This is a genomic window from Streptomyces sp. RGM 3693 (assembly GCF_050471125.1).
In the GTDB taxonomy this organism is placed as follows: Bacteria; Actinomycetota; Actinomycetes; order Streptomycetales; family Streptomycetaceae; genus Streptomyces.
In genome coordinates, this window is the sequence record NZ_JBMPPQ010000002.1 from 2,071,598 (window position 1) to 2,095,190 (window position 23,593).

The 23,593-nt window shown below is 73.2% G+C and carries 21 protein-coding genes and 1 tRNA gene; 14 read left to right on the top strand and 8 right to left on the bottom strand.

The genetic code is table 11. From position 1 onward, the window contains the following. Positions 1–34 precede the first annotated feature (34 nt). Entirely contained in the window at positions 35–442 is a 408-nt protein-coding gene (locus ACO0M4_RS26575; RefSeq protein ID WP_430373423.1) for a (2Fe-2S) ferredoxin domain-containing protein, read from the bottom strand. A 132-nt stretch (positions 443–574) separates the two neighbouring features. Between ACO0M4_RS26575 and ACO0M4_RS26580 the strand changes: the two genes are divergently transcribed. Both ACO0M4_RS26580 and ACO0M4_RS26585 read left to right on the top strand, forming a co-directional pair. After that, complete coding sequence (locus tag ACO0M4_RS26580) at positions 575–2,017, top strand: cytochrome P450 (protein ID WP_430373424.1); 1,443 nt, start codon at positions 575–577, stop codon at positions 2,015–2,017. A gap of 353 nt (positions 2,018–2,370) precedes the next feature. Continuing rightward, positions 2,371–4,035 (top strand): ABC-F family ATP-binding cassette domain-containing protein, encoded by a 1,665-nt coding sequence (locus ACO0M4_RS26585; RefSeq protein WP_430373425.1) that lies wholly within the window; start codon positions 2,371–2,373, stop codon positions 4,033–4,035. A 71-nt stretch (positions 4,036–4,106) separates the two neighbouring features. Here ACO0M4_RS26585 and ACO0M4_RS26590 read toward each other — a convergent pair whose 3' ends face one another. Then, positions 4,107–4,790 carry an HAD family hydrolase gene (locus ACO0M4_RS26590; protein WP_430373946.1) on the bottom strand — a complete coding sequence of 228 codons (684 nt, stop codon included), beginning with the start codon at positions 4,788–4,790 and terminating at the stop codon, positions 4,107–4,109. Between the two features lie 169 nt (positions 4,791–4,959). Next, a tRNA-Leu gene (locus ACO0M4_RS26595) sits at positions 4,960–5,047 on the bottom strand. 227 nt (positions 5,048–5,274) lie between these two features. On the opposite strand from ACO0M4_RS26595, the gene ACO0M4_RS26600 reads away from it, so the two are divergent. The 3 genes from ACO0M4_RS26600 to ACO0M4_RS26610 all read left to right on the top strand — a co-directional run bounded on the left by ACO0M4_RS26600 (position 5,275) and on the right by ACO0M4_RS26610 (position 8,173). Continuing rightward, entirely contained in the window at positions 5,275–6,600 is a 1,326-nt protein-coding gene (locus tag ACO0M4_RS26600) for a M20/M25/M40 family metallo-hydrolase (protein ID WP_430373426.1), read from the top strand. A gap of 299 nt (positions 6,601–6,899) precedes the next feature. Next, positions 6,900–7,133, top strand: coding sequence for a chaplin (locus tag ACO0M4_RS26605; RefSeq protein ID WP_430373427.1), 234 nt, complete (start codon positions 6,900–6,902; stop codon positions 7,131–7,133). Positions 7,134–7,318: 185 nt separating this feature from the next. Beyond that, positions 7,319–8,173, top strand: coding sequence for a chaplin family protein (locus tag ACO0M4_RS26610; RefSeq protein WP_430373428.1), 855 nt, complete (start codon positions 7,319–7,321; stop codon positions 8,171–8,173). Between the two features lie 87 nt (positions 8,174–8,260). Here ACO0M4_RS26610 and ACO0M4_RS26615 read toward each other — a convergent pair whose 3' ends face one another. Continuing rightward, a complete protein-coding gene (locus ACO0M4_RS26615) occupies positions 8,261–8,449 on the bottom strand; it encodes a DUF5703 family protein (RefSeq protein ID WP_014059547.1) in 189 nt (62 codons plus the stop codon). Positions 8,450–8,496: 47 nt separating this feature from the next. On the opposite strand from ACO0M4_RS26615, the gene ACO0M4_RS26620 reads away from it, so the two are divergent. Further along, positions 8,497–9,183: a hypothetical protein gene (locus tag ACO0M4_RS26620; protein WP_430373429.1), complete on the top strand. Its 687-nt coding sequence runs from the start codon at positions 8,497–8,499 to the stop codon at positions 9,181–9,183. An 81-nt stretch (positions 9,184–9,264) separates the two neighbouring features. Here ACO0M4_RS26620 and ACO0M4_RS26625 read toward each other — a convergent pair whose 3' ends face one another. Together ACO0M4_RS26625 and ACO0M4_RS26630 are read right to left on the bottom strand one after the other, a co-directional pair. Next, positions 9,265–11,652 (bottom strand): helix-hairpin-helix domain-containing protein, encoded by a 2,388-nt coding sequence (locus tag ACO0M4_RS26625; RefSeq protein ID WP_430373947.1) that lies wholly within the window; start codon positions 11,650–11,652, stop codon positions 9,265–9,267. Next, positions 11,637–12,620 (bottom strand): aldo/keto reductase, encoded by a 984-nt coding sequence (locus ACO0M4_RS26630; RefSeq protein ID WP_430373430.1) that lies wholly within the window; start codon positions 12,618–12,620, stop codon positions 11,637–11,639. Before ACO0M4_RS26630 ends, ACO0M4_RS26625 begins: the two co-directional genes overlap by 16 nt. A gap of 158 nt (positions 12,621–12,778) precedes the next feature. Here ACO0M4_RS26630 and ACO0M4_RS26635 point away from each other — a divergent pair, with 158 nt between their 5' ends. Both ACO0M4_RS26635 and ACO0M4_RS26640 read left to right on the top strand, forming a co-directional pair. Continuing rightward, positions 12,779–13,834, top strand: coding sequence for an LLM class F420-dependent oxidoreductase (locus ACO0M4_RS26635; protein ID WP_430373431.1), 1,056 nt, complete (start codon positions 12,779–12,781; stop codon positions 13,832–13,834). A gap of 262 nt (positions 13,835–14,096) precedes the next feature. After that, the gene (locus tag ACO0M4_RS26640; protein WP_430373432.1) at positions 14,097–14,885 is read left to right on the top strand and encodes a ferritin-like domain-containing protein; all 789 of its coding nucleotides are present in this window, start codon (positions 14,097–14,099) and stop codon (positions 14,883–14,885) included. A 22-nt stretch (positions 14,886–14,907) separates the two neighbouring features. Here the strand turns inward: ACO0M4_RS26640 and corA are convergent, their stop codons facing one another. Next, positions 14,908–15,900 carry a magnesium/cobalt transporter CorA gene (gene corA / locus ACO0M4_RS26645; RefSeq protein ID WP_430373433.1) on the bottom strand — a complete coding sequence of 331 codons (993 nt, stop codon included), beginning with the start codon at positions 15,898–15,900 and terminating at the stop codon, positions 14,908–14,910. Between the two features lie 119 nt (positions 15,901–16,019). Here corA and ACO0M4_RS26650 point away from each other — a divergent pair, with 119 nt between their 5' ends. The 4 genes from ACO0M4_RS26650 to mshC all read left to right on the top strand — a co-directional run bounded on the left by ACO0M4_RS26650 (position 16,020) and on the right by mshC (position 19,683). Next, on the top strand, positions 16,020–16,718 hold the full coding sequence (locus ACO0M4_RS26650) for a histidine phosphatase family protein (protein WP_430373434.1): 699 nt from the start codon (positions 16,020–16,022) through the stop codon (positions 16,716–16,718). 130 nt (positions 16,719–16,848) lie between these two features. Continuing rightward, a complete protein-coding gene (locus ACO0M4_RS26655; RefSeq protein WP_430373435.1) occupies positions 16,849–17,439 on the top strand; it encodes a DUF3090 domain-containing protein in 591 nt (196 codons plus the stop codon). Between the two features lie 5 nt (positions 17,440–17,444). Continuing rightward, a complete protein-coding gene (locus ACO0M4_RS26660) occupies positions 17,445–18,320 on the top strand; it encodes an SCO1664 family protein (RefSeq protein ID WP_430373948.1) in 876 nt (291 codons plus the stop codon). Positions 18,321–18,453: 133 nt separating this feature from the next. Continuing rightward, a complete protein-coding gene (mshC, locus tag ACO0M4_RS26665) occupies positions 18,454–19,683 on the top strand; it encodes a cysteine--1-D-myo-inosityl 2-amino-2-deoxy-alpha-D-glucopyranoside ligase (protein ID WP_430373436.1) in 1,230 nt (409 codons plus the stop codon). Positions 19,684–19,803: 120 nt separating this feature from the next. On the opposite strand, the gene ACO0M4_RS26670 is transcribed toward mshC, so the two are convergent. Continuing rightward, a complete protein-coding gene (locus ACO0M4_RS26670) occupies positions 19,804–20,916 on the bottom strand; it encodes a PAC2 family protein (protein ID WP_430373437.1) in 1,113 nt (370 codons plus the stop codon). A gap of 309 nt (positions 20,917–21,225) precedes the next feature. Here ACO0M4_RS26670 and ACO0M4_RS26675 point away from each other — a divergent pair, with 309 nt between their 5' ends. Then, positions 21,226–22,557: an enolase C-terminal domain-like protein gene (locus ACO0M4_RS26675; RefSeq protein WP_430373438.1), complete on the top strand. Its 1,332-nt coding sequence runs from the start codon at positions 21,226–21,228 to the stop codon at positions 22,555–22,557. Beyond that, on the top strand, positions 22,554–23,339 hold the full coding sequence (locus ACO0M4_RS26680; RefSeq protein WP_430373439.1) for an SDR family NAD(P)-dependent oxidoreductase: 786 nt from the start codon (positions 22,554–22,556) through the stop codon (positions 23,337–23,339). The genes ACO0M4_RS26675 and ACO0M4_RS26680 overlap by 4 nt, the downstream gene beginning before the upstream one ends. The last annotated feature ends 254 nt before the right edge of the window (positions 23,340–23,593 follow it).

The window sequence follows — 23,593 nt, forward strand, 5'->3', positions numbered from 1 at the left end:
CCGAAGCCGGTACCGCCCCGCCCCGGGCCGCCCACTACGTTTCCAGCTGCTCCCGCACCCGCCGGGACACCGTCAGCGCGTACAGGTCCAAGACGCCGGGCGGCTCCGCGAGGCCCGGCCCGCCGGCCCGTATCCAGGCGGCGATGTCGGCCAGCGCGTCATCGTCGTTGACCAGTCCCAGCCACACCGGCCGGCCCCCCGCGGCCCGCCCGGCCGGCGACGGCTGCACCACGACCACGTTCGCCTGGTCGCAGACGTCCAGACAGTCCGAGGCCCGGACCGGTGCCGCCCCGTCCAGTGCCGCCCGCAGCCGGGGTATCTGCCCGGTGTGGTCGACCCCCGGGATCTTCGCCGCGTCCCCGCAGCAACAGCCGCGGCAGACGGTGACCCGACACTGTTGTGCGGTGGTGCGTCCCGCCCGCCCGGCCTGCTTTTCGATCATCCGAACATGCTACGTGCCCCCGCCGCACCGGCCGGCCGGCCCCCGGCCACCCGCCGGTCGCCGCCCGGCCCGTTGTCCACACCACGCCGCGCCGCGACATTCCCCGGCCCGTTCGTGGATAGGAATCCGAGCATGTCCCTGACCAACCCCTCGCCCCGTTCCGGTGCCGGCACCGGGCCGGCGCCCCGTTCCAGCGCCGGCAGTACCGCCCCGACCACGATCCCCGGCCCCGCCGGCTTCCCCGTGATCGGCTCGCTGCTCGATCTCCGCCGCGACTCCCTCGGAGCCTTTTTAAGAGCCCAGCGCGAACACGGCGACGTGGTCCGACTGGAGGCCGGCCCACCCGGATTCCGTAGCGTCTTCTACGCCGTCTTCGCGCCCGAGGGAGTGCAGCAGATCCTCGGCACCCAGGCCGCCAACTTCCGCAAGGACCACCCGCTCTACGAGGAGGTCCGCCAGGCGTTCGGCAACGGCCTGCTCACCAGCCAGGACACCGACTACCTCCGCCAACGCCGGCTGGTACAACCCCTGTTCACCAAGCGCCGGGTCGACGGCTACGCGGCGGCGGTGACCACCGAGGCCGATGCGGTCACCGCCCGCTGGCGGTCCGCCGAGGGCGGCGTGCTCGACCTCGTCCCCGAGATGAACCGGCTCGCCCTGCGCACCGTCGCCCGGATCCTCTTCGGCCTCGACGTGGAGGCCGCGGTGGCCGCCATCCACCGCTCCGCCCCCGTCATCAACGACTACGTCGTACGCCGCGCCTACGCGCCCCTGAAGGTGCCCCGCGACTGGCCCACCCCCAGGAACCTCCGCACCCGCCGGGTCACCGCCGAACTCAACGCGCTGTGCGACCGGATCATCGCCGAACGCCGCACGGCCGCCGGCGACGGCGCCACCGGGGCCCCGGACCACAACGACCTGCTCTCCCTGCTCGCCGCGGCCGGCAACGAGGAGGACGGCACCCTCGATGCCACCGAGGTCCGCGAACAGGTCCTGATCTTCCTGCTGGCCGGCCACGAGACCACCGCCACCTCCATGGCCTTCACCCTCCACCTGCTCGCCCGGCACCCCGGCGAACAGACCCGGATCCGCGCCGAACTGACCCGCGTCCTCGGCGACCGCACCCCCACCGCAGCCGACCTGGACCGCTTGCCGCGGCTCACCCGGGCGTTCAAGGAGTCCATGCGGCTCTACCCGGCCGCTCCCGTGGTCAGTCGCCGGGCCGTGGAGGCCACCGAGATCGCCGGCTTCCGCCTCCCGGCCGGCGCCGACGTGATCGTCGCCCCCTGGGTCACCCACCGCCACCCGGACCTCTGGGAGGACCCCGAGCGGTTCGACCCGGACCGCTTCGCCCCCGAACGCGAGGCGGAGCGCCACCGCTACGCCTGGTTCCCGTTCGGTGGCGGCCCGCGAGCCTGCATCGGCCAGCACTTCTCGATGCTGGAATCCGTCCTGGCCCTGGCGATCCTGCTCCGCTCCCACGAACTGGAGGCCATCGACCAGGACGTACCGGTCGCCGCCGGCATCACCCTCCAGGCGACCGGCCCGGCCCGGGTGCGCCTCCGCGCCCTCTAGGGCCGCTCCGAGCCTGCCCCGCCGGACAGGCGCCAGCCCCGGCAGCCACGGGCGAGAATGCAAACGCAACGGAAATAGCGTTTGCGTTCTCGCCCGTGGCCCTCTACGGTCGTAGACGTCCACCCCGCCCCGGCCGACGGCCCGGCGGGTTTCCCTCCCGACAGGAGAAGGCCGTTGCTCGTCTGAGGTCCGGAAGACACCGCGCCCGCGACCGGCGATCCGTTCCGCGATCCCCGCCCCGCGTGGCCCGTCCGTGACCTCGGCGTACGCACGGCGTACCCGAACCCCGGCACTGCCGCGGTGTCTCCCTGCGCAGCTCGTTCCCCACCCCGCGCACCTCCCCGGAGACCCGTATGTCAAAGCCCCCCGCCGCCTCCTCCGCGGCCATCGTCTGCGCCCACACCGGCTTCAGCTGGCCCGACGGCACCCCCGTCCTGGACGGCTTCCAGTTCTCCGTCGGCGCCGGCCGCACCGGACTCATCGGCCTCAACGGATCAGGAAAGTCCACCCTGTTGAAGCTGATCGCCGGTGAACTGGCCCCCACCGACGGCAGCGTCAAGGTCGTCGGCGAGGTCGGCTACCTCCCGCAGCACGCCTCCCTCGACACCCACCTCCGGGTCGACGAGGCGCTCGGCATCGCCGCCGCCCGCACCGCCCTGCACGCCATCGAGAGCGGCGATGGGGGTCCCCCCTGGTCGAGCGAAGCCGAGAGCTTGGGGGAGAGCGAGGAACACTTCACCACCATCGGCGACGACTGGGACGTGGAGGAGCGCGCCCGCGCCACCCTCGACCAACTCGGCCTGCACACCATCGACCTCGACCGCACCATCGGCGAGGTCTCCGGCGGCGAGTCCGTCCTGCTCCGCCTGGCCGCCCTGCTGCTCCGCCGCCCGGACGTGCTCCTGCTCGACGAACCTACCAACAACCTCGACCTGCCCGCCCGCCGCCGCCTCTACGACGCGGTCACCGCCTGGTCCGGGGTCCTCCTCGTGGTCAGCCACGACCGCGAACTCCTCGACCGGGTCGACCGGATAGCCGACCTCCGCGGCGGCGAGGTGCACTGGTACGGCGGCAACTTCACCGCCTACGAACAGGCCCTCGCCGTAGAACAGGAGGCGGCCGAGCGGATGGTCCGGGCCGCCGAGTCCGACGTCGCGCGCCAGAAGCGCGAACTGGCCGACGCCCAGGTCAAACTCGCCCGCCGGGTCCGCTACGGCAACAAGATGTACGCCCAGAAGCGCGAACCCAAGATCGTCATGAACTCCCGCAAACAGGAGGCCCAGGTCTCGGCCGGCAAACACCGCGCCCTGCACATCGAACGCCTCCAAGAGGCCAGGGACCGCCTCGACGAGGCCGCCGAAGCGGTCCGCGACGACGACGAGATCCGCATCGACCTCCCCTACACCGTGGTCCCCCCGGGCCGCACCGTCCTCACCGTCAGCGGCCTGCGCACCCGCTACGGCACGCACGCCGACCTGGAGGTGCGCGGCCCCGAACGGATCGCCCTCACCGGCCGCAACGGTTCCGGCAAGACCACCCTGCTCCGCACCCTCACCGGCGAACTCCCGCCGGCCGCCGGCACCGCGGAGGTCCACGTCCCGCACCGCTTCCTCCCACAGCGCCTCGACGAGGTCCTCGACAACGACCTCACCGTCGTCGAGAACGTCGCCCGCTACGCCCCGGACGCCACCAACAACCGCATCCGCGCCCGCCTCGCCCGCTTCCTCTTCAAGGGCGCCCGCGCCGACCAACAAGCCGGCACCCTCTCCGGCGGCGAACGCTTCCGCGCCGCCCTGGCCGCCCTGATGCTCGCCGAACCGGCCCCCCAACTCCTCCTCCTCGACGAACCGACCAACAACCTCGACATGTCCTCCGTCCGCCGCCTGGTCACCGCCCTCCACTCCTATGAGGGCGCCCTCCTCGTGGTCAGCCACGACCCCCGCTTCCTCCGCGAGCTCTCGATCACCCGCTGGCTGACCCTCGCATCCGGCGTACTCACCCCCACCGACCCGCTCTGACCCCCGACCGCCCCGACACCAGCCCGCGGTCGCCCCACCAGGGCCGACCGCGGGCTTCCCGCACCCCTCCCTCAGAAGTGGTGCACCAACTCCCCGAACGCCCCCAGCCGCAGCACCTTCGCATCCCCCGGATCCAACTCCTCGTGCTCCAGCACCCAGGTGTGGACGTGCGGGATGAACACCGCGTTCAGCCCCGCCGACCGGGCCGGCAGGATGTCCGACTTCGGGGAGTTCCCGACCATCCACGTCCGCTCCGGCACGAGCCCGTAGGCCCGCGTCAGCTCCTCGTACGTGGCTACGTTCTTCTCCGGCACGATGTGCACCCCGCGGAAGTGCCCGGTCAGCCCCGACGCGACCACCTTCCGCCGCTGCTCCTCCTCGTCCCCCTTGGTCAGCAACAGCAACTCGTGTCGCCCCGCCAGCTCCGCCAACGTCTCGGCCACCCCCGGAATCAGCTCCACCCGATCCCCCGCGAAGGCCGCTCCCCACCCGTCGATCCGCGCCCGCTCCGCCGCGGTGGCCGCCCGCCCCCGCACCCGCTCCACGCACTCCCCAAGGCTCCGCAGGAACACCTTGCTCCCGTACCCCAGCGTCACCGCGTTCGCCGCCTCGATCCCGTCGAGCACGGCCCGCACGGCCCCCCGCTCCAGCCCCGGCCCCGCCAGCCACCCCGTGAACTCGTCAATCACCCGCTCGAAGATCACGTTGTTCTCCCACAACGTGTCATCCGCATCAAAGATCAACACCACGAGCACCCCTCTCACCGACCATGAACGGAGGCACCCTACGCAGGGGACCGCACCCCCGCACCGCAAATTCCGAGCGGCCCACGCCTGCCACGACGCACACCCAGAAGCCCCACAGGCGCGGCCCAGCAACAGCAAAAGGCCCCAGATCAAAAGATCTGGGGCCTTGATTGCCTCATGGTGTCCGAGGGGGGACTTGAACCCCCACGCCCGATAAAGGGCACTAGCACCTCAAGCTAGCGCGTCTGCCATTCCGCCACCCGGACAAGGTGTCTGTCGTTGCGGCCTCCGGGCCGTTCCGACGAGGAAAACAATAGCAAACGTTCGGGGGTGGTCGATCACCCCCGGTCCGGGGCCGCCGCGCGCCTGTGACCAGGGCATGTCGGGAGTATTGCGGCCTTGGGCGGAGCGGGTGCGGGGTGGAGGATGGCGGTGGACCCCGCCGCGGAGTGCTCTCGGGTGCTGCCGCGGCCGTGAACCAAGAGGAGGCAGTGTGAGCGAGTCGCAGCCGGCCCGTACGGTCACCGGTGAGGACGAGGTGGTCGATCTGTGCCGGGATCTGATCAGGATCGACACCAGCAATTACGGCGATCACTCGGGGCCGGGGGAGCGCGTCGCCGCCGAGTACGTCGCGGCGAAGCTCGCCGAGGTCGGCCTGGAGCCGCAGATCTTCGAGTCCCACAAGGGGCGGGCGTCGACCGTCGCGCGGATCGAGGGGGAGGACCGGTCGCGGCCGGCCCTGCTGATCCACGGGCACACCGACGTGGTGCCGGCCAACGCCGACGACTGGACCCACCACCCGTTCTCCGGGGAGATCGCGGACGGGTGCGTGTGGGGGCGCGGCGCGGTCGACATGAAGGACATGGACGCGATGACGCTGGCCGTGGTGCGTGACCGGCTGCGCACGGGGCGCAAGCCGCCGCGGGACATCGTGCTGGCGTTCCTGGCGGACGAGGAGGCCGGTGGCACCTATGGCGCGCGGTATCTCGTCGACAACCACCCGGAGCTGTTCGAGGGGGTGACCGAGGCGATCAGCGAGGTCGGCGGGTTCTCCTTCACCGTCAACGAGAACCTGCGGCTGTATCTGGTGGAGACGGCCCAGAAGGGCATGCACTGGATGAAGCTGACCGTGGCTGGGTCGGCCGGGCACGGATCGATGATCCACAGGGACAACGCCATCACCGAACTGTCCGAGGCGGTCGGGCGGTTGGGGCGGCACGAGTTCCCGGTGCGGGTGACCAAGACGCTGCGGGCCTTCCTGGACGAGCTCGGGGACGCGCTGGGCACCGAACTGGACCCGGAGAACATGGACGCGACGCTGGCCAAGCTCGGCGGTATCGCCAAGCTGATCGGCGCGTCGCTGCGGAACACCGCCAACCCCACGCAGCTGGGCGCCGGTTACAAGATCAATGTGATTCCGGGCGAGGCCACCGCCCACGTCGACGGCCGCTTCCTGCCCGGGTTCGAGGAGGAGTTCCTGGCGGACCTGGACCGGATCCTGGGGCCGCGGGTCAAGCGCGAGGACGTCCACGCGGACAAGGCGCTGGAGACCACCTTCGACGGTGCCCTGGTGGATGCGATGCAGTCGGCGTTGCAGGCCGAGGACCCGATCGCGCGGGCCGTGCCGTACATGCTCTCCGCGGGGACGGACGCCAAGTCCTTCGACGACCTGGGGATCCGCGGGTTCGGGTTCGCGCCGCTGAAGCTGCCGCCGGAGCTGGACTTCGCCGGGATGTTCCACGGCGTCGACGAGCGGGTGCCGGTGGACGGGCTGAAGTTCGGGGTGCGGGTGCTTGACCGATTCATCGACCAGAGCTGAGCCGAGCCGACCCGTTCGGCCTGAGCCGAACTGGCAGGTAAGGGGCTTCGGTTGGTGGGGGTGGGGTTCCGGTGTGCGGCCGGAGCGGGTGGGTGCCTTCCCTACGGGGCTGTGGGCATGGGGAGTTGGTCGGTGAGAGCGCGTGCCGAGAAGGCGGAGTCGGCGTGAATTTCCTGCCTTTCACGTTGGCTTCGCTGGAAAGGGTGAATGCCGCGATGTGTTCGTAGCTTCAACGGCCCGGTCTTCGTTGATCTGATTGCGGTCCGCGGCTGGGACCGCATTGCCTACAAGGAGGAACCATGATCAAGAAGGTCGTCGCCGCTGCTGCGGTTGCCGGTGGTGTCGTTATGGCCGGCGCCGGCCTGGCTGTTGCCGACTCCGGCGCCCAGGGTGCCGCGGTGCACTCCCCGGGTGTGCTTTCCGGCAACGTCGTTCAGGCCCCGGTCCACGTTCCGGTGAACGTCTGCGGCAACTCGGTCTCGGTGGTCGGTCTGCTCAACCCGTCCTTCGGCAACACCTGCGTAAACGACTGACGCTTCCGGCCCGTTGAGGGCCGGCCCAGCCCGGCTCCGGAATGTCGTTCCGACATTCCGGAGCCTCTGGGTATTTTCGCGGGCGGGTGAAGCCTCGCGATGAGGAAGCCCGCGGAGCGTGACACCCACCTCCGCCGGTCACCACCGCCCGCATTCCTGTAAGGGCACAAGGCAGGGGAAGACTTATGAGACAGGTCGCACGAAAAGGCCTGATCACCATGGCGGCCGCAGGCGGCGTGCTCGCCATGGCCGCCGGATACGCGCACGCGGACGCCAAGGCCGCCGGCGGTACGGCGAATTCACCGGGTGTCGGATCGGGCAACACGGTCCAGGCCCCGATCGACGTTCCGATCAACGTGTGCGGCAACACCGTTGACGTGGTCGGTCTGCTTAACCCGGCGTTCGGCAACCACTGCGCGAACGGGTCCGGCGGGCGGCACGGCGGCGGCCACGATCGCGGGCACGGCCAGGGGGGCAAGCACCGGCGGACGTCCGGTGAGCACGGCGGGGCCACCGCCGTGGGCGGGGCGCAGGGCTCGCCGGGCATCGCGTCCGGCAACACCATCCAGGCCCCGGTCGACGTGCCGGTCAACGTCTGCGGCAACAGCGTTGACGTGGTCGGCGCGCTGAACCCGTCGTTCGGGAACGACTGCGACAACGCCTCGCCGACGGGCCCCGGCCGTCCGCACCACCCCGGCCACCCGTCGCAGCCCGGCCAACCGCCGGAGCAGGGCCACCCCGGCAATCCCGGCGGCCCGCACCACCCGGGCACTCCGCACCAGCCGGGGCACCCCGGTGGCCCGCACGAGCCGCGGTCCGTCGCTCCGCAGACGCCGGGCACCCCGCAGACGCCGGGCACCCCGGGCGTACGGACGCAGACCGCGGGCGCACCGCACACCCGGAACGCGGCGACGCCGCAGGACGGGACGCAGCTGGCGCACACCGGTGCCGGGGCGCTGGGCTACGCGATCCCGGGCAGCGCCGGACTGCTGCTCGGGGGCGCCGTCCTCTACCGGCGGGCGCGTACCGTCCGTAGCTGATCGGCAGCACTTGGTGTGACAGTACGACGGAGCGGGCCCCGGTCCCTGACCGGGGCCCGCTCTGCTGCGATCACACCCTCCCGGGGCTCACCACGTCGCGCGGAGCTGTCGGATGATCCGGCGGCGCAGCCGGACCCGGCGGCTACCGTCGGGATTGAGACGAAGTCGGTCCAACTCCCAGTGTCCGTACTCGGCATGGTCGGTCAGCAGGCGTGTGGTGGCCTTGCGGGAGACGCCCCGAGGCACATACACATCGCAGAATTCGTATTCCGGCATCGCATCTATTGTGCGGGACCGGCCCTGGTACGGATAGCGTCTGCACTATGTCTGATGCTGCGCAGCCTTCCGCTGCCGAGGTACGTGCCGCCGCTGAGGCGGTCAAAGCCGCGCTGGACCGTCACCTCGACGCGGTCGAGCGCCGCTCGGGGCCGGACGACCCGGCCGTCTACGCCGCGTTCGACGAAGTCGCCGCGGCTGCTGAGGCCTATGACGAGCTGCTCTACGACGCCTACGACGAGGTCACCCCCTTCGAGATCCCCGGGAGCGACACCCTGCCCGCCTACGCGGGGCCCGAGGAGCCGAGCGCGCTGAGCGTGCTCATCCGGCGCGACTACACCGTCGCCAAGCCGCAGCGCCTGCTGCATCAGGCACAGCGCATCGCGTCCCTGGACCCGGATGCCGCTGATGACGCGGCGGGCAGCGCCACGGATGCGGCCGCGGTGGTCGGCAGCAGCGTCTACGCCGCGCTCGGGGTGCTCTTCGGGGAGTACGAACCGGACGAGATCGCCTCCCGGCACAAGGAGTTCGGCCTGGAGGAGGGCGATTCCGCGCTGTGGGTGGCGGCCGTCGACGAGCCGGCCGAGCCGGGGGAGTGGCTCGCCGCGCCGTTCGACCAGGCGGATCCGCAGCGGGTGGTGTGCCGCTTCGACGTCAGTTCGGTCTTCGACGAGGAACTCGACGACGACGATGACGACGACGATCTGCTGGAGCCGGCCGACCGGAGGCGGTGAGGCGTGGCAGCACGGGCCCGCGGGGCGGACGGCCGGTGTGCCGGCGTCCCGCGGGCCCACCGCTCGGGGCGGGCGGTGCGGTCAGTCCGCGGCCGGGTCCGCCGACTGCTCCCCGGCCTGTAGGCGCAGCAGCGTCCGCAGCCGGGTGGTGCGCTCCTTGGCGGGCAGCTCGGCGACCGCGCGGGAGAGTGCCTGGTCCACGCCCTGGACCACCGAAAGATGCCGTTCGCCGCGGCTGAAGGCGGTGTAGACCCAGGCGCGGGTCAGGCCGCCGGCGGCGTCGCCGGGGAGCACCACGACCGCGGCGGGCCAGCGCGACCCGGCCGCCTGATGGGCGGTGAGCGCCCAGCCGTGCCGGACGGCGCCGGAGTCGACCTGTTCGCGGGGAACGACCACGGCGGTGCCGTCGCAGTCGAGGTGCAGGCCGTCGGCGTCGGCACCGGTGACCGTGCCGGGGAGCGTCCGGCCCAGCGCCGGGGCGTACGCCACGCGGTCGCCGGGGTCGAAGCCGCCGAACCTGCCGGGGCCGGGGTTGAGGCGCTCCTTGAGTGCGGAGTTCAGCGCGCGGGTGCCGGCGGCGCCGCCGTGGCCGACGGTGATGACCTGCGTCTGGTCGGCGGCGATGCCCAGCGCCCTGGGCACCGAGTCGGCGACCAGCTGGACCGTGCGGTGCACCGCCTCGCCGGCGTCCCGCACGGGGACGGTCACCACCTCCTTGCCGGGTGCCTCGACCGCGTCGAGTTCGCCGATGCCGATGCCCGACACCAGCTCGCCGATCGGCCCGAAGTCCGGGGTACGGGAGGCGACCTGGGGGCAGAACCGGGACTGCAGGAGGTCCTGGAAGAGCCGTCCGGGACCGGCGGACCACAGGACGCCGGGGTCGCCGCTGAGCACCAGGCGCGTCCCGTCGGACAGCGATTCGACGAGCAGGGCGGTGGTGTCCAGGTCCAGCTGCGGGGCGTCCAGCACGACGAGCAGGTCGAGGGCGAGCGCGCCGTCCGCGTCCCGGCCCGGGCCTTCCTGCCCGGACAGCAGGCCGGCGACCGTCACCGCGGCCTCCGCCGTGGCCGGGCCGGCGGGCTCCCCGGCGGCACCGCCCGGTGCGGCCTCGGCGAACTGCGCGGCCAGCCGTCGGCGGCCGTCCGCGGTGTGGGTGGCGCCGAACGCCCGCAGCCCGAGGGCGCGGGCCGCGGCGATCAGCGCGGCGGGTTCGGCGCGGGCCGCCTCGCCGCCGGTGTGGGCCGTCAGACCGCTGTCCGCCACGGTCCGGATGAGCTCGGCGGCGGAGGGCGAGGGGGCGTCCGCCGCGACGGCTGCCCAGGCGTCGGGGGTGGGGCGGACCGGGGCGACGTCTTCCCCGGGGGCCGGTGGGGCGTCCGGGGCGTCGGCCTCCGGGGGCGCGGTCGGCGGGCCGTCCGTGGCGGCGGATTCCTCGCCGGTCGGTGCCTCGTCGTCCGACCTGGTGTCGTCGGCCGGTGCGTCGGTGGGTGGTTCGAAGGTGTTCAGCAGTCGGGCCAGTCCGTCGGCGACGCTCTCCTCGGCCATGGCGAGCCGGTCCAGGCCGAGCAGGATGCGGACCGGCTGCTCCTCGTCGTCCTCCGCGGCGGCCCGGGGGCGGGCCGGGGTGTCCAGCGCGTCCTGGAAGACCAGCACCGCGCCGTCCGCGATGGCTCTCTGGAGGGCCTCGTCGGGGTCAGGTACGGAGCGTTGGGCGAGGGCGGCGCGCAGCGCGGACGCCTCCAGGGCGGAGTGGCCGACGACCGCGGCCTGCTCCAGCAGCCAGCCGATCAGTGCCTGGGCGCGCCGCTCGTCGCCCGGACCGCAGGCGGGGCCGAGCAGCGCTCGGGCGAACCCGTCGGCCTGCTCGGGACGGACGCCGGGCACGGCGAGCAGCTGCCAGGGGTCCTCGCTCAGCGTTTCGGCGGCCTGCTGGCCGAGCGCCTCCGTGGCCCGCTCTGCGAGCGCCTCGGGGGCGCCGCCGGCGGCGAGCACCTGCCGTACGCCCTCGATGCCGGGGGCCGGAGTGACGGCGGGGCGGGCCGCGGGGATCGTGGGGCCGTGCGCGGCGCTCTGGGCGGCGGAGTCCGGCGCGGCCGGCCGGGCCGGGGCGGGCGGCGGTCCGGCGGGGCGCGGGGCGTCCGCCGCGGGGGCCGGGCCCGCCGGTGCCGGCTGCCCGGCCCGGTCCGGTCCGGCCGCGCCGTCGCGCGCGGGGCGGGCGGCGGGTGCGGCGGCCTTGCCGGCCCGTGGGGCTTCGGCGAAGAACGACGCGGCGGAGCGCTCACCGGTCTCCACGGCCCGCACCGCCGCTGCCAGCGCCGCCACGGACGCGGCGGGGCCGGGCTGTGGTGTGCCGTCGGCGTTGCCGCCGGCTCCGGCGCCGGCCTCGCCGACCGCCTCGTCACCGGGCGCGGCAGCCTCCTGCTCGGGCGGGTTGTCGCCGGCGCGGTCGGTACTCACAGCGTGCTCCAGTTGTGGTCGGGATAGTGGTGCACCGGAGCCGACACATCGTCCAGCGCCCGGCGGATCTCGTCAGGAAGACTAAGCGCCTCCACTGACAACGAGTCTCTGAGCTGCTGCGCGGTGCGGGCACCGAGGATCGGGGCGGTGACGCCGGGGCGGTCGCGGACCCAGGAGAGCGCGACCTGAAGGGGCGTGACGGCCAGTCCGTCGGCGGCGGTGGCGACCGCGTCGACGACCCGGCTCGCGGTGTCGTCCAGATAGGGCTCGACGAACGGCGCGAGGTGGTCCGAGGCGCCGCGGGAGTCGGCCGGGGTGGCGTGGCGGTACTTGCCGGTGAGCACCCCGCGGCCCAGTGGGGACGACGGGAGCAGCCCGACCCCCAGGTCCCGGGCGGCGGGCAGCACCTCCCGTTCGACGCCGCGCTGGAGGAGGGAGTACTCCATCTGCGTGCTCGCGAGCCGGTTGCGCATGTCGGGGGCGGCCAGCTGCCAGGTGGCGGCCTTGGCGAGCTGCCAGCCGGAGAAGTTCGACAGGCCGACATAGCGCGCGCGGCCGGTCGCCACCGCCAGGTCGAGTGCCTGGAGGGTCTCCTCCAGCGGGGTGTGCGGGTCGAAGGCGTGCAGCTGCCAGAGGTCCACGTAGTCGGTGCGCAGGCGCGTGAGGGAGGCGTCCAGAGCGGTGAGCAGGTGGCGGCGCGAGCCGTCGACCCGGCGGTCCGGTGCGAGGACGCTGCCGGCCTTGGTGGCGATGACCAGGTCCGGGCGCGGCACCAGCCGTTCGAGCAGCCGGCCGAGGAGGTATTCGGCGCCGCCGTCGGCGTAGATGTCGGCGGTGTCGACGAGCGTGCCGCCGGCCTCCCAGAAGGTCTTGAGCTGCTCGGCGGCGTCCTGTTCGCCGGTGTCGCGTGCCCAGTTCAGGGTGCCCAGCCCGAGGCGGGACACGCGCAGGCCCGTGCGGCCGAGGTGCCTTTGCTCCATGGGCCCAGACCCTACGCGCCGGGCCCCACGATCAGGGGACCTGTGGACAACGGCCGAGCCGCCGCCGAGGACCGGGTCCGGCCTGCCGGTGACGACCGCCGCACCCGCACGCTAGAGTCCCCGGAACAGCGACGTTACTGATGGGTAAGGGGAGCGGCATGAGGCTTGGCATCAACCTCGGCTACTGGGGCGCCGGGATGGACTCCGACAATCTCGCGGTGGCTCAGGAGGCCGATCGCCTCGGTTACGCGGTCTGCTGGGCGGCCGAGGCGTACGGGTCCGACGCCCCCACGGTGCTCTCCTGGGTGGCCGCGCAGACCGAGCGGATCGACGTCGGCTCGGCGATCTTCCAGATCCCGGCCCGCACCCCCGCGATGACCGCGATGACCGCGGCGACCCTGGACTCGCTCTCCGGCGGCCGGTTCCGGCTCGGCCTGGGCGTCTCCGGGCCGCAGGTCTCCGAGGGCTGGTACGGCGTGAAGTTCGACAAGCCGCTGGCCCGCACCCGGGAGTACGTGGAGATCGTCCGCAAGGCGATGACCCGCGAGCGGCTGTCCTACGAGGGCGCGCACTGGACGCTGCCGCTGCCCGGCGGCCCCGGCAAGCCGCTGAAGCTCACCGTGCACCCGGAGCGCGAGCACATCCCGCTCTACATCGCGGCGATCGGCCCGAAGAACCTCCAGCAGACCGGCGAGATCGCCGACGGTGCGCTGCTCATCTTCCCGTCCGCCGACCACCTGGAGGAGACCGCGATCTCCCACCTCCGGGCGGGGCGGGAAGCGGCCGGCAAGACCATGGACGGCTTCGACGTCTGCCCCACCCTCCCGCTGTCCCTTGGCGAGGACAAGGACGTCAGCGCGCTCGCCGACCAGTTCCGCCCGTACACCGCGCTGTACGTCGGCGGCATGGGCAGCCGGAAGCAGAACTTCTACAACCAGCTGGCGCAGCGGATGGGGTACGAGAAGGAGGCCGCCGAGATCCAGGACAAGTACCTGTCCGGGGACAAGGCCGGCGCCGCCGCGGCGATCCCCGAGCGGCTGATCGACCAGACCACCCTCCTCGGCTCGGTCGACCGGATCGCCGAGCGGATGCAGGCGTACGCGGCGGCCGGCGTGACCACGCTGACGCTGGCGCCGGCCGGCTTCACCCTGGACGAGCGGGTGGCCTCGCTCCGTGCGGGCGTCGAGGCGCTGGAGCGCGCCGGCCTGGCGTAACTCCCGGCAGGCCCCGGACGCGCGAAGGCCCGGCGCCTGGGCGCCGGGCCGGTGGAGAAGCACTGCGGCCGTGGTGGGGGCTCGGGGGTCTTCCCCGCCACGGCCGTCACGGAACTCAACGCCTTGAGTGGCGGGCGGGTTACGGGGCTCGCCCCGGCCCGGGCCACGCGAACGGACGCACGGGCGCCGCCCCCGGTTGCCGGCGGCGGAACCCGGCATTTGGCTTTTCCTTCACGGGCCTGTCCGTTCGGAGGTGACGCTGATGTTCTCGGCCAGGAGCCTGTTCCAGGAGATCGTCGACAACGACGCCTCCTACCGCCTCTTCTGCTCCATCGCGGCCAGCGGGGAGGCCCAGGGCGGCTGGGAGAACGGCCGGATCGCCGCGCTGCTCCCGGAGTCCCAGCGCGAGCTGGCGCCCAAGGTCGCCCGGCACGGTGCCGACGAGGACAAGCACGGCCGGATCTTCCACGCCCTGCTCCGCAAGCGCGGTCTGAAGCCCGTCGAGATCCCCGCGGCCACCGACTACACCCTGCTGCTGGAGCGGCGGGGCATCGGACTGGCCCACGACCAACTCCGCCGCGAGGAGCCGCTCGGCGAGCGGGACGTCATCACCTACCTCGCGCACAGCCGGGTCACCGAGCAGCGCGCGGCCGAACAGATGCTGCTGCTGCGCACGTACTTCGGCGACCACCCCGAGGTCGGCACGGCGGTCAAGATGATCTGCCACGACGAGGAGAACCACCTCGCGTACTGCCACGAGGAACTGCTGCGGCTGGCCCGGGCCGGCCACGGGCGGACCATCCAGCGGACCCTGCGGGAGTGCGCGCTCGCCGAGATCGCCGTCCACCGGGACGTCAGCCTGGCCGTGATGGCGCACATGGGTCGCATCCTGCGGTGGCCGACGCCCAAGTCCGCGCTGCTCAAGGCCGGGATCATGGCGCTCTACGGCTACGAGCGGCTGGTCGGCTGGCGGCGGATGGTCAGCCTCGCCATGCCCGCGCGGCACAACGCGCTGGGCGGCCCGGCCCCGGCCGCGCCGGACTTCGCCTGACCGGCCCGCCGGCCCGGGCGCCTCACAGCCAGCCGCGGCGCTTGAACAGCCGGTAGAGCGACACCTCGATGACGATCATCACCACCAGGATCGTCGGATAGCCCAGCGACCACTTCAGCTCCGGCATGTCGCTGAAGTTCATGCCGTAGATGCCCGCGATCAGGGTCGGTACGGCGGCCAGCGCCGCCCACGCCGAGATCTTGCGCATGTCGTCGTTCTGGCGGACGCCCATCTGCGCCAGATGGGCGGCGAGGATGTCCGACAGCAGGCGGTCCAGGCCCTCCACCGACTCGTTGGCGCGGGTCAGGTGGTCACCGACGTCCCGGAAGAACGGTCGGGCGTGGTCGTGCACGAAGGGCACGCCGGGGCTCTGCAAACGGGACATCGGCTCGGCCAACGGGACGGTGGCCCGGCGGAATTCGAGGACCTCGCGCTTGAACGCGTAGATCTGGGCGGCGGTGCTCCTGGTTTCCCGACGGATCGGGGCGAACACCTCCGCCTCCAACTCCTCAAGATCCACCTGGAGTTCACCGGCGACCTCGATGTAGTGATCCACCACCGCGTCACTGATCGCGTAGAGCACCGCTCCGGGGCCGTGCCGCAGGATCTCCGGGTGCTGTTCCAGCCGCTGCCGGACCGCCGCCAGCGGGCTGGCCGTACCGTGCCGGACGGTGACCACGAACGAGTCGCCGACGAAGACCATCAGCTCCGAGGCGGTCACGGTGTCGGCCGCGACGTCGTAGGTGATCGGCTTCAGCACCATGAACAGCGAGTCGTCGTAGACCTCCAGCTTGGGCCGCTGATGCGCCTTGAGGGCGTCCTCCACGGCCAGCGGGTGTAGCCCGAACTCGCTGCTGACCTGGTCGAACTCGTGCTGGGTCGGTTCGTACATGCCCAGCCACAAGAACGAGCGGCCATCCGCCCGGGCCGCGTCCAGTGCGCGGGAGAAATCCGTCGCGCACTCATGGCGGCGGCCCTCGCGGTAGATGGCGCAGTCCACGATCACACCAGGCATTCTCACCCGTCACCGGGGCCCCTGCCAGGGAAGCGGGTCGGGAGCACGCACCGGACGCCGCCCGGCCCGCGCTTCGGGCGGACGACGGGAGGTTGACGACAGGCCCTAGGGTTGCGGTCATGCCCACGCTGATCCTGGTGCGGCACGGCCGCTCCACCGCCAACACCTCCGGGGTGCTCGCCGGCCGGACCGCCGGAGTCGCCCTCGACGAGCGGGGCGCCGCCCAGGCCGCGGCGCTGCCCGCCCGGCTCGCGGGGATCCCGCTCGCCGTCGCCGTCTCCAGTCCGTTGCAGCGCTGCCGGGAGACCCTGGCGCCGCTGTTGGCGGCCCGCCCCGGGCTGCGCCTCACCGCCGACGAGCGGATCACCGAGTGCGACTACGGCGACTGGTCGGGCCGCAAGCTCGCCGAGCTGGCCGACGAACCACTGATGGAGACCGTCCAGCAGCACCCCTCCGCGGCCGCCTTCCCCGGTGGCGAGGCGATGCGCGAGATGCAGTCCCGTGCGGTGGCCGCGGTCCGGGACTGGAACGCCCGGGTCGAGGAGACCTCCGGCGCCGAGGCGACCTATCTGATGTGCTCGCACGGTGACATCATCAAATCCCTGGTCGCCGACGCCCTCGGCATGCACCTGGACCTCTTCCAGCGGATCTCCGTGGAGCCGTGCTCGGTGACCGTGGTCCGCTACACCCGGCTGCGCCCCTACGTAGTACGGCTCGGCGACACCGGTGACCTCGCCTCACTGGTGCCCCGTGAGGACGGCGGCGGGGCCGGGAGCGAGCGGGACGCGGCCATCGGAGGCGGTGCGGGCGCAGCGTGATCAGCGGGCGCAGTAGGGTGGTGCGACGGCGCTGCCCGCGACGCCCCTGAGATCCGCGCAGTACCCCTCCAGGACACAGCGACCGCGGCGACCGCACTGACCCAGCAGTCGAGACAATCGGAGCAGGACGTTGTCCCGTCAGGTGTTCTTCTACGACCTACCGGACCGTTTCGTGGCCGGTACGGTCGGGCTGCCTGGCCGCCGTAGCTTCTTCCTCCAGGCCACCGCGGGCGGCCGGACCACCAGCGTCGCCCTGGAGAAGACTCAGGTGGCGGCGCTCGCCGAGCGGATCGACGAGCTCCTGGACGAGGTGGTGCGGCGCAGCGGCGGCAGTGCCCCGGTGCCCGCCGTCTCACCGAACGAAATGTCCGACACCGCGCCCTTGGAGTCGCCGGTGGAGGAGGAGTTCCGGGTCGGCACCATGGCGCTGGCCTGGGACGGCGAGGACGAACGGATGATCGTCGAGGCCCAGGCGCTGGTCGAGGTGGAGGCCGACAGCGACGAGGACCTCGCCGACGCCGAGGAGCGGCTGCTCCAGGACGACGAGAACGGCCCGCCGATGCTGCGGGTGCGGCTGACCGGCACTATGGCCCGGGCGTTCGCCAAGCGGGCGCTGGACGTCGTCAACGCGGGCCGCCCGCCGTGCCCGCTGTGCAGCCTGCCGCTCGATCCGGAGGGACACGTATGCCCGCGCCAGAACGGATACCGGCGGGACGCCTGAGCGCCATGGAGCCCACCGTCGAACCGGCCGGCCCCCAGGCCGCGGCCGAGGCCCCGCCGGAGCCCGCCCGGGAGGCCGTCGGCAGCCTGGCGCCGGCGCTGCTGGCCGAGGGCGAGCTGACCGTCCGCGGCCAGATCCAGGAAGCCTCCAACGCCGTGCTCTACTGCACCGTCGCGCTCGACGGGCGCAGCGCCGCCTGCGTCTACAAGCCGGTCGCCGGCGAGCGCCCGCTGTGGGACTTCCCCGATGGCACGCTCGCCCAGCGCGAGGTCGCCGCGTACGAGGTCTCCCGGGCCTGCGGCTGGGACCTGGTCCCCACCACGGTGCTGCGGGACGGCCCGTACGGGACTGGCATGGTCCAGGAGTGGATAGCGCCGCCCGGGGACGGCGACGAGGTGCCGGAGCTGCTGGCGCTGGTCGCCGAGGACGAGCCGGCGCCGGGTTGGAAGGCGGTCGGCCGGGCCGAGATCGGCGCGGGGCGCACCGCGCTGCTGGTCCACGCCGACCACCCGCGGCTGCGCCGGCTGGCCGTCCTGGACGCGGTGATCAACAACGGTGACCGCAAGGGCGGCCATCTGCTGCCCGGGGCCGGTGGCGGGTTCTTCGCGATCGATCACGGTGTGACGTTCAACTCGGCCGACAAGTTGCGCACGCTCCTGTGGGGCTGGGCCGGGGAGCCGCTGACCGACGAGGCGCTGACGGTGCTGCGCGGCGTGCTGGCGGCGCTGGCGGACGGTGCGCCGCTCGCCGCCCGGCTGGCCGAACTGATCACAGAAGCCGAGCTGGCGGCGTTGCGGGCCCGGGTGGACGGGTTGCTGAGCAGTGGGCGGCACCCGGAGCCGAGCGGGGAGTGGCCGGCGATTCCCTGGCCGCCGGTCTGATCCGGGGCACCGTCGGACCGCTCAACCACCGCCGGCTCCTGGCACATCCGGCCGTGGAACACAAGACCGCCTTTCCGGCCAGAGAGGCCCCTCCGGTTCGTATGCGGAACGTCCGTCCGGTTACGCTCAAGGCATGCATGCATGGCCCGCTTCTGAGGTCCCCGCCCTGCCTGGTCAGGGCCGCGACCTGAGGATCCACGACACCGCGACCGGCGGCCGGGTAACCCTCGACCCCGGTCCCGTCGCCCGTATCTACGTCTGCGGCATCACGCCGTACGACGCCACCCACATGGGGCACGCGGCGACCTACAACGCGTTCGACCTCGTTCAGCGCGTGTGGCTCGACACGAAGCGTCAGGTGCACTACGTGCAGAACGTCACCGACGTCGACGACCCGCTGCTGGAGCGGGCAGTGGCGACCGGTGTCGACTGGACCGCGCTCGCCGAGCGCGAGACCGTCCTGTTCCGCGAGGACATGACGGCACTGCGGATGCTGCCGCCGCGCCACTACATAGGCGCCGTCGAGTCGATACCCGGCATCGTCCCGCTGGTGGAGCGGCTGCGCGACGCCGGCGCCGCCTACGAGCTGGACGGCGACATCTACTTCTCGGTCGCCTCCGACGCCCACTTCGGCGAGGTCTCGGGCCTCGACGCCGAGGCGATGCGGCTGCTGTCCGCGGAGCGCGGCGGCGACCCGGAGCGCGAGGGCAAGAAGAACCCGCTCGACCCGATGCTGTGGATGGCCGCCCGCGACGGCGAGCCGAGCTGGGACGGCGGCTCGCTGGGCCGCGGCCGGCCCGGCTGGCACATCGAGTGCGTGGCCATCGCCCTGGAGCACCTCGGCATGGGCTTCGACGTCCAGGGCGGCGGCTCCGACCTCGCCTTCCCGCACCACGAGATGGGCGCCTCGCACGCCCAGGCACTGACCGGCGAACACCCCTTCGCCAAGGCGTACGTACACGCCGGCATGGTCGCCCTGGACGGCGAGAAGATGTCCAAGTCCAAGGGCAACCTGGTCTTCGTCTCCAAGCTGCGGCGGGACGGCACCGACCCGGCCGCGATCCGCCTGACGCTGCTGGCCCACCACTACCGCAGTGACTGGGAGTGGACCGACGCGGCGCTCCCGGAGGCCGAGGCCCGGCTGGCCCGCTGGCGGTCCGCGGTCTCCCGCCCCGACGGTCCGCCCGCCGAGACCCTCCTGGCGGAGATCCGCACCGCGCTCGCCGACGACCTGGACGCGCCGGCCGCGCTGGCGGCGGTGGACCGTTGGGCCGCCGCGCAGGAGAACGGCGGCGGCACGGACGAGGGCGCGCCCGGCCTCGTCTCGCGTGCGGTGGACGCGCTGCTGGGCGTGGCGCTGTAAGGACCGCCCGCGGCTGAGGCCGGAAGTGTGAGGGGCGCCCCTGCCGGATGGCGGGGGCGCCCCTTCGTCGTTGCCTGCGTCCTTCCCGGCGCCGTGCCGGATCGGGGCCCGGGCGGCCGGTCAGCTTCCGGTGCCGGGGGCCTCCGGGCCGTCGCCGTCGGTGCGTCCGCCGTCCGGGCCGTCGTCCGCATCGCCCGCGCCCTCGGCTTCCGGGCCGCCGGGTGTCTTCGGGGGCCCGGAGTCCTCCGACGGCCGGGGCTCGCGGGGCTCCTTGGGCGTGGCGCGGGGGTGCCGGGTGCGGCCGCTGGCGGTGTCGCGGAGGTACGAGCCGTCCCGGCCGTCGGCGAGGCCGCCCTCGGTCGCCACCCCGGGGCCGGCCTGCGGGTCGCGGCGGCGCAGGTAGCGCTCGAACTCGCGGGCGATGGCCTCACCGGACGCCTCCGGGAGCTCGGCGGTGTCCCGGGCCTCCTCCAGCGACTGGACGTACTCGGCGACCTCGCTGTCCTCGGCGGCGAGTTGGTCCACGCCCAGCTGCCAGGCGCGGGCGTCCTCGGTCAGCTCGCCGAGCGGGATCCGCAGGTCGAGCAGGTCCTCCAGGCGGTTGAGGAGGGCGAGGGTGGCCTTGGGGTTGGGCGGCTGGGAGACGTAGTGCGGCACCGCGGCCCACAGGCTGACCGCCGGGACGCCGGCGTGCGTGCACGCCTCCTGGAGGATGCCGACGATGCCCGTCGGGCCCTCGTAACGGGACTCCTCCAGGTCCAGCCGGCGCGCCACGTCCGCATCGGAGGTGACCCCGCTGACCGGGACCGGTCGGGTGTGCGGGGTGTCGCCCAGCAGGGAGCCCAGCACCACCACCATCTCGACGCCCAATTCATGGGCGAAGCCGAGGAGTTCGTTGCAGAACGAGCGCCAGCGCATGCTCGGCTCGATGCCGCGGACCAGGACCAGGTCGCGGGGGTTGCCCTTGCCGTCCGCGTCGCCGATCCGGACGACGGAGAGCCGCGTCGTGGGCCAGGTGACCTTGCGGACGCCGTTCTCCAGGAAGACCGTCGGGCGGTTGACCTGGAAGTCGTAGTAGTCCTCCGCGTCGAGCGCGGCGAAGACCTCGCCCTTCCATTCCCGATCCAGGTGTGCGACCGCGGCGGAGGCGGCGTCGCCGGCGTCGTTCCAGCCCTCGAACGCGGCCACCATGACCGGGTCGATCAGCTCGGGCACCCCCTCCAGCTCGATCACCCAGCCCCTCCTTCCGGCCGGCCCGTCCGCCTGGGGCGGCCGCCGGCTGCAGTTCCGTTGCGTGCGCTCCCAAGACTACGGCTTCTGCGGTGCCGATCCGCAGCCCCTTTGCGAGCGCGTGTACGGATAGATCCGATCTGTAGTCGGAGAAGGGGAGGGTTGGCTGGTCAACGACCCTGGTGTTGCTAGTGGATTCGGGTACGGGGTCTGGACGCGGTCTTCGGGGCGGGGCTATACATCGGAGGACCGGGAAAGGTCCGATGTTCTCCCGCGACATCCGCGCGACATGACATCCCAGGGGGCGTGCCCATGGCCGTAACCGACACCGTCACCGGGCTGGAGGTCCACGACGTCCGCTTCCCCACCTCCGACCAGCTGCACGGTTCGGACGCGATGAACCCCGACCCCGACTATTCCGCCGCCTACGTCGTACTGCGCACCGCCGACGGGCCGGACGGACACGGCTTCTGCTTCACCATCGGGCGCGGCAACGAGGTCATGGCCGCCGCGATCCGGGCCCTGGCCCCGTACGTCGTCGGCCGTCCCGCCCCGGTCACCGCCGACCGGCTCGGCGCGCTCCACCGCGACCTCACCCACGACTCCCAGCTGCGCTGGCTCGGCCCCGAGAAGGGCGTGGCGCAGATGGCCGCCGGGGCGGTGGTCAACGCCGCCTGGGACCTCGCCGCGCGCCGCGCCGGCCTCCCGGTCTGGGCGTTCCTGGCCGGGCTGACGCCCGAAGAACTGGTCGGGCTGGTCGACTTCCGCTACCTCTCCGACGCGCTGACGCCCGCCGAGGCGCTGGCCGTGCTGCGCGCCGCCGAGCCCGGCCGGGCCGGGCGCGCCGCCCGCCTCAAGGCCGAGGGCTACCCCGCCTACGCCACCTCGCCCGGCTGGCTCGGCCACGACGACGTCACCCTGGTCCGGCTCGCCAAGGCGGCGGTGGCCGACGGCTTCGACCAGATCAAGCTGAAGGTGGGCGCCGACCTCGACGACGACCTGCGGCGGCTACGGCTGGCCCGGAACGCGGTCGGGCCCGGCGTACGGATCGCGGTCGACGCCAACCAGCGTTGGGACGTGGCCGAGGCGGTCCGCTGGATGACCGCGCTGGCGCCCTACGCCCCGCACTGGATCGAGGAGCCGACCAGCCCGGACGACGTCCTGGGGCACGCCGCGGTGCGCTCCGGACAGCCGGTCAAGGTCGCCACCGGCGAACACGCCGCCAACCGCGTGGTGTTCAAGCAGCTGCTCCAGGCCGGCGCGGTCGACTTCGTGCAGATCGACGCGGCCCGGGTGGCCGGGGTCAACGACAACCTCGCGATCCTGCTGATGGCCGCGAAGTACGGGGTGCCGGTGTGCCCGCACGCCGGTGGGGTGGGGCTGTGCGAGCTGGTACAGCACCTGGCGATGTTCGACTACGTGGCGGTGTCCGGGAGTTGGGAGGACCGGGTGATCGAGTACGTGGACCACCTGCACGAGCACTTCACCGATCCGGTGGTCGTCGAGCGCGGCCGCTACCGCGCGCCGGTCGCGCCCGGCTTCTCCGCCCGGATGGAACCGGCGTCGCTGGCCGCGTACCGGTTCCCCGACGGGCCGGTGTGGCGGGCCCGCGGACCGCGCCGGGCAGCGGGGGTGCCGGCATGAGCGGGCGCACCGGAGCGGACGACTTCGCGGGCCTGGCGGCCCTGGTCACCGGCGGTGGTTCGGGCATCGGGGCGGCCACCGCGGCCCTGCTGCTGGCCCGCGGCGCCCGGGTCGCCGTCCTGGACCGCGACCCGTCGGGGGCGCCCGCCGGGGCGGTGCGGATCGCCGTCGACGTCACCGACGACGCCGGCGTCCGGAGCGCGGTCGCGGCGGCGGTGGCGGAGCTGGGCGCCCTGCACACCCTCGTCGGCAACGCCGGGACCGGCGCCGTCGGCAGCGTCGAGGACAACGACGACGCGGAGTGGGAGCACGTCCTGGACGTCAACGTCCTGGGGCTGGTGCGCACCGCCCGGGCCGCGCTGCCGCACCTGCGGCGGGCCGCGGTCACCGCGCCCGGCGCGGTCTCCATCACCCACACCTGCTCCATCGCCGCCACCGCCGGTCTGCCGCAGCGGGCGCTGTACAGCGCCAGCAAGGGGGCGGTGCTCGCGCTGACCCTGGCGATGGCCACCGACCACCTCCGGGACGGCATCCGGGTCAACTGCGTCAACCCCGGCACCGCGGACACCCCCTGGGTCGCCCGGCTGCTGGACCGGGCCGCCGACCCGGCCGCCGAACGGGCCGCGCTCAACGCCCGCCAGCCCATGGGCCGGATGGTCACGGCAGAGGAAGTCGCCGCCGCCATCGTCCACTTGGCGTCCCCGGGGGCCTCCGGCATCACCGGCACCGCGCTGGCCGTGGACGGGGGGATGCAGGGGCTGCGGCCCCGCCCGGCCGACTGAGCCGTCGCACGGGGGCCGGGGCCGAGGGGCCGGGGGGCCGGGGGCCGGGGGCCGGGGGGGGGCCGGGGGCGGCGTCCGGCAGGACCCCGCCCCCCACTACGGGTGCTCCTCGCTGCGGCCGCTCTCCACTACGGCCGCTCTCCACTCGGCTGCAATCCATGACCGCTACCTGCCATGACCGCTACCCGCTACGACCGCTACCCGCTACGACCGCTACCCGTTACGCCCCCTGCCCGTCACGACCGCCGCCCGTC

Coding starts and splice junctions, on each gene's coding strand:
- ACO0M4_RS26575 (WP_430373423.1), bottom strand. CDS start 442: ATGATCGAAAAGCAGGCCGGGCGGGCGGGACGCACCACCGCACAACAG.
- ACO0M4_RS26580 (WP_430373424.1), top strand. CDS start 575: ATGTCCCTGACCAACCCCTCGCCCCGTTCCGGTGCCGGCACCGGGCCG.
- ACO0M4_RS26585 (WP_430373425.1), top strand. CDS start 2,371: ATGTCAAAGCCCCCCGCCGCCTCCTCCGCGGCCATCGTCTGCGCCCAC.
- ACO0M4_RS26605 (WP_430373427.1), top strand. CDS start 6,900: ATGATCAAGAAGGTCGTCGCCGCTGCTGCGGTTGCCGGTGGTGTCGTT.
- ACO0M4_RS26610 (WP_430373428.1), top strand. CDS start 7,319: ATGAGACAGGTCGCACGAAAAGGCCTGATCACCATGGCGGCCGCAGGC.
- ACO0M4_RS26615 (WP_014059547.1), bottom strand. CDS start 8,449: ATGCCGGAATACGAATTCTGCGATGTGTATGTGCCTCGGGGCGTCTCC.
- ACO0M4_RS26620 (WP_430373429.1), top strand. CDS start 8,497: ATGTCTGATGCTGCGCAGCCTTCCGCTGCCGAGGTACGTGCCGCCGCT.
- ACO0M4_RS26630 (WP_430373430.1), bottom strand. CDS start 12,620: ATGGAGCAAAGGCACCTCGGCCGCACGGGCCTGCGCGTGTCCCGCCTC.
- ACO0M4_RS26635 (WP_430373431.1), top strand. CDS start 12,779: ATGAGGCTTGGCATCAACCTCGGCTACTGGGGCGCCGGGATGGACTCC.
- ACO0M4_RS26640 (WP_430373432.1), top strand. CDS start 14,097: ATGTTCTCGGCCAGGAGCCTGTTCCAGGAGATCGTCGACAACGACGCC.
- corA (WP_430373433.1), bottom strand. CDS start 15,900: ATGCCTGGTGTGATCGTGGACTGCGCCATCTACCGCGAGGGCCGCCGC.
- ACO0M4_RS26650 (WP_430373434.1), top strand. CDS start 16,020: ATGCCCACGCTGATCCTGGTGCGGCACGGCCGCTCCACCGCCAACACC.
- ACO0M4_RS26660 (WP_430373948.1), top strand. CDS start 17,445: ATGGAGCCCACCGTCGAACCGGCCGGCCCCCAGGCCGCGGCCGAGGCC.
- mshC (WP_430373436.1), top strand. CDS start 18,454: ATGCATGCATGGCCCGCTTCTGAGGTCCCCGCCCTGCCTGGTCAGGGC.
- ACO0M4_RS26675 (WP_430373438.1), top strand. CDS start 21,226: ATGGCCGTAACCGACACCGTCACCGGGCTGGAGGTCCACGACGTCCGC.
- ACO0M4_RS26680 (WP_430373439.1), top strand. CDS start 22,554: ATGAGCGGGCGCACCGGAGCGGACGACTTCGCGGGCCTGGCGGCCCTG.